Source organism: Streptomyces sp. NPDC056503, from assembly GCF_042794995.1.
Taxonomy (GTDB): domain Bacteria; phylum Actinomycetota; class Actinomycetes; order Streptomycetales; family Streptomycetaceae; genus Streptomyces.
On sequence record NZ_JBHTST010000213.1, the window covers coordinates 1 to 8,287 of the forward strand.

9 protein-coding genes are annotated in these 8,287 nt (G+C 72.1%); 2 read left to right on the forward strand and 7 right to left on the reverse strand.

What is annotated here, in order from left to right; genetic code table 11:
- Positions 1 to 36: 36 nt before the first annotated feature.
- The 7 genes from ACFQ8C_RS35540 to ACFQ8C_RS35570 all read right to left on the reverse strand — a co-directional run bounded on the left by ACFQ8C_RS35540 (position 37) and on the right by ACFQ8C_RS35570 (position 5,342).
- A complete protein-coding gene (locus tag ACFQ8C_RS35540; protein ID WP_383465888.1) occupies positions 37 to 369 on the reverse strand; it encodes a TcmI family type II polyketide cyclase in 333 nt (110 codons plus the stop codon).
- A 45-nt stretch (positions 370 to 414) separates the two neighbouring features.
- A complete protein-coding gene (locus tag ACFQ8C_RS35545) occupies positions 415 to 894 on the reverse strand; it encodes an SRPBCC family protein (RefSeq protein ID WP_383465889.1) in 480 nt (159 codons plus the stop codon).
- A gap of 1 nt (position 895) precedes the next feature.
- Positions 896 to 1,156 carry an acyl carrier protein gene (locus ACFQ8C_RS35550; protein WP_383465890.1) on the reverse strand — a complete coding sequence of 87 codons (261 nt, stop codon included), beginning with the start codon at positions 1,154 to 1,156 and terminating at the stop codon, positions 896 to 898.
- A 24-nt stretch (positions 1,157 to 1,180) separates the two neighbouring features.
- Positions 1,181 to 2,428, reverse strand: coding sequence for a ketosynthase chain-length factor (locus tag ACFQ8C_RS35555; RefSeq protein ID WP_383465891.1), 1,248 nt, complete (start codon positions 2,426 to 2,428; stop codon positions 1,181 to 1,183).
- The gene (locus tag ACFQ8C_RS35560) at positions 2,425 to 3,693 is read right to left on the reverse strand and encodes a beta-ketoacyl-[acyl-carrier-protein] synthase family protein (RefSeq protein WP_383465892.1); all 1,269 of its coding nucleotides are present in this window, start codon (positions 3,691 to 3,693) and stop codon (positions 2,425 to 2,427) included. Before ACFQ8C_RS35560 ends, ACFQ8C_RS35555 begins: the two co-directional genes overlap by 4 nt.
- Positions 3,690 to 4,154: a cupin domain-containing protein gene (locus ACFQ8C_RS35565; RefSeq protein WP_383465893.1), complete on the reverse strand. Its 465-nt coding sequence runs from the start codon at positions 4,152 to 4,154 to the stop codon at positions 3,690 to 3,692. The genes ACFQ8C_RS35560 and ACFQ8C_RS35565 overlap by 4 nt, the downstream gene beginning before the upstream one ends.
- Before the next feature lie 66 nt (positions 4,155 to 4,220).
- Positions 4,221 to 5,342: a SchA/CurD-like domain-containing protein gene (locus ACFQ8C_RS35570; protein ID WP_383465895.1), complete on the reverse strand. Its 1,122-nt coding sequence runs from the start codon at positions 5,340 to 5,342 to the stop codon at positions 4,221 to 4,223.
- Between the two features lie 236 nt (positions 5,343 to 5,578).
- On the opposite strand from ACFQ8C_RS35570, the gene ACFQ8C_RS35575 reads away from it, so the two are divergent.
- Together ACFQ8C_RS35575 and ACFQ8C_RS35580 are read left to right on the forward strand one after the other, a co-directional pair.
- A complete protein-coding gene (locus ACFQ8C_RS35575) occupies positions 5,579 to 7,240 on the forward strand; it encodes an FAD-dependent oxidoreductase (protein ID WP_383465897.1) in 1,662 nt (553 codons plus the stop codon).
- A gap of 317 nt (positions 7,241 to 7,557) precedes the next feature.
- On the forward strand, positions 7,558 to 8,082 hold the full coding sequence (locus ACFQ8C_RS35580) for a sortase (protein ID WP_383465899.1): 525 nt from the start codon (positions 7,558 to 7,560) through the stop codon (positions 8,080 to 8,082).
- Positions 8,083 to 8,287 lie beyond the last annotated feature (205 nt).

An 8,287-nucleotide genomic window follows, 5' to 3' on the forward strand; every position in this document is an offset into this window, starting at 1 on the left:
GGCCTCGGGTCTTCCTGCCGTGCGTACCTCGGGGGATCAGGACCCCGCGTCGCGCTCCCAGCGGTAGAAGCACTGCGCCATGGCGTCCTTGGGGCTCCGCCACGTCTGCGGGTCGTACGCGCTGACGTACGCCGACAGCTTCTCGCTGGCGTCGCGGAACTCGGGGTGTCCGGTCAGCTTCGCGATGGCCGGCCCCGGGTCCTGGTCCGACTCGATGAGGTGCAGGTACACGTCGCCGAACTGGAACAGGCGACGCCGGTTCACGCCGACCAGGTGCGGGAGCTCCCCGCGGTCGGAGGCGGCGAAGACGTCGGCGATCGCCGGAGCCGAACCGGGCGCCATACGGGCGACGATCAGGGCGTGGTGCATCGGGCGTCCTTCCGAGAGGGAGTGTGCGGGTGCGGCGGGCCGCGGTCAGCCGGGCAGGACCGGGGCGCTCCGGCGGTCGCGGGCGACCTGCTCGATGCGGTCCCGGATGAGGGCCATCTGGGTGCGGGAGTTGCGGTTGATGTTGTCGGTCATCCAGGCGTCGTCGACCGGGGCGTCGGGCTTCATCGCGAAGTCCTGCACCCAGCGCATGCGGACGCCGGCCGGCGTCTCCTCGTACTCCCACCGGATGTCCATGTGGTCGAACGGGCCGGTCTCGACGCGGCGGGCGCGGACGGTCCGCCCGAGACGGTCGACGGTGCGCTCCGACACCCAGCTCCAGACCTTCCCGGACTCGTCCGGGTGCATGGTCAGGCGGAAGGTGGTGGAGTCGCCCTCGCGGGAGAGCACTTCCAGGGAGGCGTACTCGCTGAAGAGGTTCGGCCAGTTCTCGATGTCGTTGGTGATGTCCCAGACGAGGTCGAGAGGGGCTTCGACGGTGATGCTGTTGTCGGTGTGACCGGCCACGTCAGACTCCCGTCTTGAGGGCGTCGTTGACCAGGCCGAGGAACTCGGAGGGCGTCTTGCAGCGCTCGGCGTCCGTCGGCAGCGCCACGCTGTACCGGTTCTCCAGCTCGCCGACGATCCCGAGCAGGCCCAGCGAGTCGACGCCGAGGGTGGCGAACGGCGCGTCGGGCGCCTTCTCCAGCTCCCGGACGTCCACGGTGACGCCGGCCGCCTGCTTCATCAGCGCGGCGAGCTCGTCGAAGGTCAGTGTGGTGGTGATCATCTGTGCTCTCCTTCCCGCCCGGTCCTACCGGGCGGTGTCGTCGCCGCGGCGCACGACCAGCGCCGCGTTGGATCCCATGAGTCCCCGGCTGAGGACCAAGGCCGTGCGCAGCTCGGCGGGGCGAGCGCGGGACATCACCAGATCGAGGTCGTGGCAGATGTCGAACACGTTGGGGGTGGGGGGGACCACGCCGTGCTCCAGGGCGAAGACCGCGGCGGCGGTGTCCAGGACGGGCGCCCCGCAGTAGGCACGCCCGATGCCCGTCTTGGGCGCCGTGACGGGGACGCGGCCGGCGTGCGCCCCGAGGACGTCGGCGAGCGCCAGCGCCTCGGCACGGTCCGCCTCCGGTACGCCCAGGGCGTCGGCGAAGACGACGTCGATCTCCTCGGGGGCGCACTCGGCCTCGTCGAGGGCGACGCGGACGGCACGGGCGAGGCCCTCCCGGGAGTCCTCCCAGCGGGAGGCGCCGGTGAACGTGGCGCCGTGACCGGCGACGACGGCCCGGACGGCCGCCCCCCGGTCGCGGGCGCGGGACTCGTCCTCCACGACCAGCATCGCGCCGCCCTCCGCCGGGACGAAGCCGCAGGCTCCCGCGGTGAAGGGCCGGTAGGCGCGGTCCGGGTCCTCGACGGTGCTGAGCTCCGGGTATCCGAGCTGGCACACCATCGAGTACGGGGCGAGGGGGGCCTCCGCCGCTCCGACGACCACCGCGCCGGTGCCACGCCGTACGGCCCGGGCCGCGTGGGCGATGCCGTCCAGGCCTCCCGCCTCGTCGCTCGCGACCACACCGCACGGCCCCTTGAAGCCGCTCCGGATGGAGATCTGGCCGGTGCTCGCGGCGTAGAACCAGGCGATGGACTGGTAGGGGCCGACGAACTTGGACCCCTGGCCCCAGAGCTTCTGGAGCTCGCGCTGGCCGAACTCGCCGCCGCCGGAGCCGGCCGCGGTGACCACACCGATCTCGAACGGCTCCTCGGGGTCCTCCCGGGCGAGGCCGGCGTCGTCGAGGGCGAGCTGGGCCGCGGCCATCGCGTAGTGGCTGAAGCGGTCGGTCTGGACGAGGAACCGCTCCTCGATCAGGGCGCCGGCGTCGAAGCCCCGGACCTCGCCCGCGACCTTGAGGGGCAGGTCCTGGCACCCCTCGCGGGTGATCCGGTCCAGTACGCCGAGCCCTTCCCGGACGGACTTCCAGTACGCGTCGGCACGCAGTCCGTTGGGGGCGATCACACCGATGCCGGTGACGACCGCACGCCGTGGGCGCTCAGTGCTCATCGTGTCCTCCCGCCCGTTCCCGTCAGGAGGACCGCGGACTGGAAGCCGCCGAATCCGCTGCCCACGGAGAGCACGTTCCCGAGCTTCCGGGGGCGGGCGGTGCGCGGCACGTAGTCCAGGTCGCACTCGGGGTCGGGGGTCTCGTAGTTCGCCGTCGGAGGTACCACCTGGTGCTTCAGGGCGAGCACGCAGGCGGCCACCTCGATCGCGCCGATCGCGCCCAGCGAGTGCCCCACCATGGATTTGATGGAGCTCATGGGCGTGTCGTAGGCGTGCGCGCCCAGGGACCGCTTCACGGCGGCGGTCTCGTGCCGGTCGTTCTGGCGGGTGCCCGAGCCGTGCGCGTTGACGTAGTCGATCAGCGTGGGGTCGAGCCGGGCCTGGTCGAGCGTGGAGTCGATCGCCCGGGACATCTCCAGCCCCTCGCCGGTCAGGCCGGTCATGTGGTACGCGTTGCCGAAGGTGGCGTAGCCGCCGATCTCGCAGTAGATGTGCGCGCCGCGGGCCCTGGCGTGCTCGTACTCCTCCAGGACGAGGACGGCCGCGCCTTCTCCCATGACGAAACCGTTGCGGTTGTTGTCGAAGGGGCGGGAGGCGTGCTCCGGGTCGTCGTTGTCGGGCGACGTGGCCTTGATGGCGTCGAAGCAGGCCATGGTGATGGGGGAGATGGGGGAGTCCGACGCGCCCGCGACGCAGACGTCCGCCCGGCCTTCCTGGATGGTGTGGAAGGCGTAGCCGACGGCGTCGAGGCCGGAGGTGCAGCCGGTGGAGACGGTCTGCACCGGGCCGCGGGCGCCGAACTGTTCGGCCACGACGGAGGCGAGCGTGCTCGGCGAGAACGCCATGTGCAGCTTGGGGTCGGCCGCGCGGTGGTCCACGTCCCACCGCCGCCCGCCCTCGCTGACCAGGACGTAGTCGTGTTCGAGTCGGGTGGTGCCGCCGACGGCGCTGCCCAGGGAGACGGCGACGCGCCAGGGGTCCTCGGCGTCGGTGTCGAGTCCGGAGTCGCGGACGGCTTCCCCGGCGGCGACGACGGCGAACTGGATGTAACGGTCGGCGTGGCGGCTCAGGTCCGGATCCAGTCCGTGGTCCGCCGGGTCGAAGTCGCACTCCGCGGCTATGCGGGAGCGCAGCCCGACCGGGTCGAACAGGGTGATGCCGCGGGTCGCGGTACGGCCGGCGGCGAGCAGGTCCCAGAACGCCTTCGCCCCGGTGCCGCCTGGAGCGACCACACCGATGCCGGTGACGGCCACTCGCCGGGTCACTCGATGGCCCCGCTTCGCTCGGACACCCGTCCTGGGTCGTGCACGGTCAGGTGCGGGCCCGCCGCGGCGAGCCCGGCCTCGTCGGTGATCTCCGTGTCGACGTGGCCGAGGCTCGGCCGGGGGGCGAGCGGGCCCAGGTGGAAGACCATGCGGGCCTCCACATCGCCCACGTTGCGGAAGCGGTGCCGTACGTCGATCGGGATCAGGAGGCCCTGATCGGGCCGGAGCGCGTACGTGTCGCCGTCCAGGTCCACCTCCAGCGCGCCGGAGACCACGTACACGAACTCCTCCGAGTACGGGTGGTAGTGCTCGCCGATGCGCTCGCCGGGCTGGACGATGGCCAGTCCCATGAAGCCGCTGGTGGAGCCCACGGTGGCCGGCGTGAGCATGGCCCGCAGGTCACCTCCCCGCCTGCGGTTGGGTTCCGTCTCGCTCAGGTTCACGATCCGTGGCTTGAGCATGCTTGATACCTCCAGATGTGGCAGTGACGTGCTGGACGCGACCGCGGCGGGAGCCGCGACCGGCCGTCAGGAGACCGACGAGCGGTCGGTGACGGGCAGCATGTCGGCGTGCGACAGCAGCCGGTTGACGTTGCGCTCCGTCTCCAGGGAGCCCTCGACGCCGATCGCGGCACCGTCGAGCAGCCGCTCCAGCTCAGCGGCCTTCCGGGCGCCCTTGAGTCCGAGGGAGGCGACGGGGTCGAGGTCGAGCTCGCCCGTGACGTCGATGAGACGCACCACGATGTCGTCGCGCTGGAACACGGTGCTGCTGTGCACCGGGCTCTTCGGGTCGCCCGCCGCGATCCGGTCCTGATCGGCGAGCAGCCGGGCGAGCTCCATCCCCCGGCCCTCCTTGGCCGGGTAGTAGAGCGCGTGCCGCCGCAGGCCGGCCGGTGCCGGCCGGTCGGACACCACGTGGTGGACGGCCGGGAGCGCCGCCCGGGTGAAGAACACCCGGGCCGACTCGGGGTCGGTGAGGTCCCGGTCCTGCTCCAGGTACGGGTTGATGGCCTCCTCGACCGCCCGCACCTCCGGCTGACGGGCGACGTGCCGCAGGGCCACCAGGAGGTCGCCCTCCACCTCCACGGCACGCACGACGCGATTGCCGTGCATGAACAGGGAGGTGCGGCGCAGCCGCGTGGTCTCGTCGACCTGGGCCCGGGGCGACTCGTACCCGGCCAGGAGCTCCGCCACCTTCGACTCGGAGCCCGGCTTGACGGTGAAGGTGAGGGCGTGGCGCGCCACACCGTCGCCCACCCGGGCCTCCACCTGTACGTCGGCCGGCGTCACGGTCCGCGAGACCGGCTGACCGGGGTTGGTCTCCCGGAGGATGCTGTAGCGCATCGAGCGGGTGTCCCGCACGCAGCTGTGCATCGGCTTGACGGTCTCGACGTGCTCCTCGCTGTTCACCCACGCGAGGAACGGCGGCGCGCTCTCCCACTCGCTGGTGATGAGCCACTGCGAGGGGTTCTCGATGGACTGGCACAGCTGGTCACTGATGTGACCGGGCACGGAGGCGACCTGCTGGCGCATGAGCTCGTAGGCGTCCAGGAACTGCTGCTGCGCGCCCTCGTACAGGTCGAGCAGGAGGATCACCCGCAGCCTGGAGCCGTCGAACACGGACTGCGAGATGCGTCCCGAGGGGGCCATCCGGCACACCTCTTCTCTTCTCGGTGGGGGAGGGGGGGAACGACCTACGTGACCGACACGCCGGGGTCGTCATGTGTCGATCCTTGACATCAGCGTCGACAGTGCGCGAGCCCGCGTGGAGCGGACGAGTGAACCGCGTGTCATCCGGGTGCCTCCGGCACGTGGACCCGCCCCCGAAGGGCATGAATCTGCATCCCATCCCCGATTCGCGTCACAGGTGACGCCGGAGACGAACCATGGACCGATTCGACGTGACCGGCGAGGCGACCGGTCACCGCACACCCGTACTCATCGTCGGCGGCTCGCTGGTGGGCCTGTCCACCTCGCTCTTCCTGGGGCGCCTCGGAGTGCCGCACACCCTGGTCGAACGTCACGCGGGCACCTCGATCCACCCCCGTGGCCGCGGCAACAACGTGCGCACGATGGAGGTGTTCCGCGGAGCCGGAGTGGTGCGGCCCATCCAGGAGGCCGCGTCGGTCCTGGCGCGCAACAACGGCATCCTCCAGACGCCGAGCCTGGCGGGCGACGCCGGCGAGTGGCTGTTCAGGGAGATCGACCCCGGCGGCGGCGTCGCCCGCTTCAGCCCCTCCGGGTGGTGCCTGTGCAGCCAGAACGACCTCGAACCGGTGCTGCTCCGGCGCGCCGCGGAACTGGGCGGAGACGTGCGGTTCGCGACGGAGCTGATGTCCTTCGAGCAGGACGCCGAAGGGGTGACCGCGCGGGTCAAGAGCCGTGGCACCGGTGAGCACACCACCATCCGCGCGGACTACCTCGTCGCGGCGGACGGCCCGCGCAGCCCCATCCGCGAGCAGCTCGGCATCGGGCAGAACGGCCCGGGCGACCTGTTCCACAACGTGAGCATCACCTTCGTCTCCCGCGGTCTCGCGAACGTCGTCGGCGACCGGCGCTTCATCGTCTGCTACCTGACGAACCCGGACGCCGACGGGGCCCTGCTGCCGGTCGACAACGAGGAGCGCTGGGTGTTCCACGCCCCCTGGCACCCCGAACGCGGCGAGACCCTGGAGGAGTTCACCGACGAGCGCTGCCGGGAGCACATCCGGCGGGCCGTGGGCGTGCCGGACCTCGACGTGGAGATCACGGGCCGGGCTCCCTGGCACGCGGCCGAGAGGATCGCCGAACGGTACGTGGACGGACGGGTGTTCCTCGTCGGCGACTCCGCCCACGAGATGCCGCCCACCGGGGCGTTCGGCTCCAACACCGGTATCCAGGACGCGCACAACCTCGCCTGGAAGCTCGCCGCCGTCCTGGACGGCTGGGCCGGCCCCGGCCTGCTCGCCTCCTACGACGCGGAGCGCCGGCCGGTCGCGGAGACGACGAGCGCCCGCGCCGCGGCACGCTCGGTCGAGCACAGCCACCCCGGGTACGTCCCCGGCCCCGAGGCCGGCAGCCCCAAGGGGAAGAAGAGCGGCATCCTCAACGAGGTGCTCGGCTACCGCTATCCGCGCGGCGCCGTCCTGGGCACCGACCCGACGCAGCCGGTCGTCGCCGACGGACTGCGGCTCACGGGCGAACCCGGCAGCCGGGCGCCCCACCTGTGGCTCGACCGCGCGGGCACCCGGATCTCCACCCTCGACCTGTACGAGCGGTCCCTGGTCCTCCTGAGTTCCGCGGACGGCGACGGCGGGTGGCACACCGCGGCGACACGCGTGGCGCACCAGCTGGCGGTGCCGCTCGACGCGTACCTGATCGGCGACGGTCCCGGAGCGGAGCTGACCCCCGAGAGCGGCACGGACTGGGCGGAGGCCCACGGCGTCACCACGGACGGCGCGGTGCTGGTCCGCCCCGACGGGTTCGTCGCGTGGCGCTCCGAAGGGGCGTCGGCGGATCCCGGAGCGGTGTTGCGGCAAGCCCTCACGGCGATCCTGGGCCGGGACTGACCGCTTCCTCGTGGCCGGCACGGCAGGGCTGGAAGTCTCCGCCACGAGCAGGACCGGGCACCACCGACGAGGCTCGTGATCCGTGTGTCTAGCCCGTTCGCGCGCAGCACGCCGTCCGATCCCGAGCACCGTACGACCCGCTGTGACCTGCGGAAACGATCATCAGCAGGGTAGATCAAGACCCCGACCGGGGGACAGCGCGAGCGGATCTCCCGTTGCGGTGCCCACCGGTCGGAGTTCTTTTTGTGCACGGAGCACAGCACAGGCGCCGCGCTGCCCAGCCGGCCGGGAAAGCTCCGCCGAAGGAGAGAAGAAGCATGCGTCTCGCACGTACGGGTCCCCAGCTCGCCCTGGTCCTGGGAGCCCTCGTCCTGTCCACGTCCCCCGCCGTCGCGGCGCCCGACGGCGACGTCCGGGTCAATCCGGGGAAGGCGGCCCCCGGGAGCACCGTCACCGTCAGCACGACCGCCTGCGGCAAGGAGACGTACGGCAAGGGCGAGTCGGAGGTGGGCGGGAAGTTCCATCTCCTGCCCGGCGACCGGGAGGGTGTCCTGGTGGGTCGGTTCACGCTTCCGTGGGACGCCGTCTCCGGCACGGACACGGTGACCCTCAAGTGCCCGCCTCGCGTCAAGCAGACCGTCACCTACCAGATCTCCGGCCAGCCGGTCGGTGCGGTGGAAGCGGGCTTCGGCTGGGCCGCAGGCGCGGATGCGGGCGAAGGCGCGGACGGGGGCGTCGGCGGCAGCCCGTACGCCCTCGGCGCGTTGCTCCTCGGCGGCGCCGCCGCCGGCGTCCTGGTCAGGACGCGCCGCCGCGCCACCGCCGCCCGGAACGGCGCCTGAGCCCACGCCCACGCCCACGCCCACGCCCACGGTTCCGGTTCCGGTTCCGGTTCCGGTTCCGGTTCCGCGAGGAGATCCGGTACGCCGTCCGGCAAAGGCACGATCCGCGTGAAGTACGGCCCCGGGCCGAAGCGCGGTGCTCCCGTCGGCGAAGGAAGGCCGGCACCGTGAAGACGGTGCCGGCCGTCCGCCGGTTCCGGGCGCG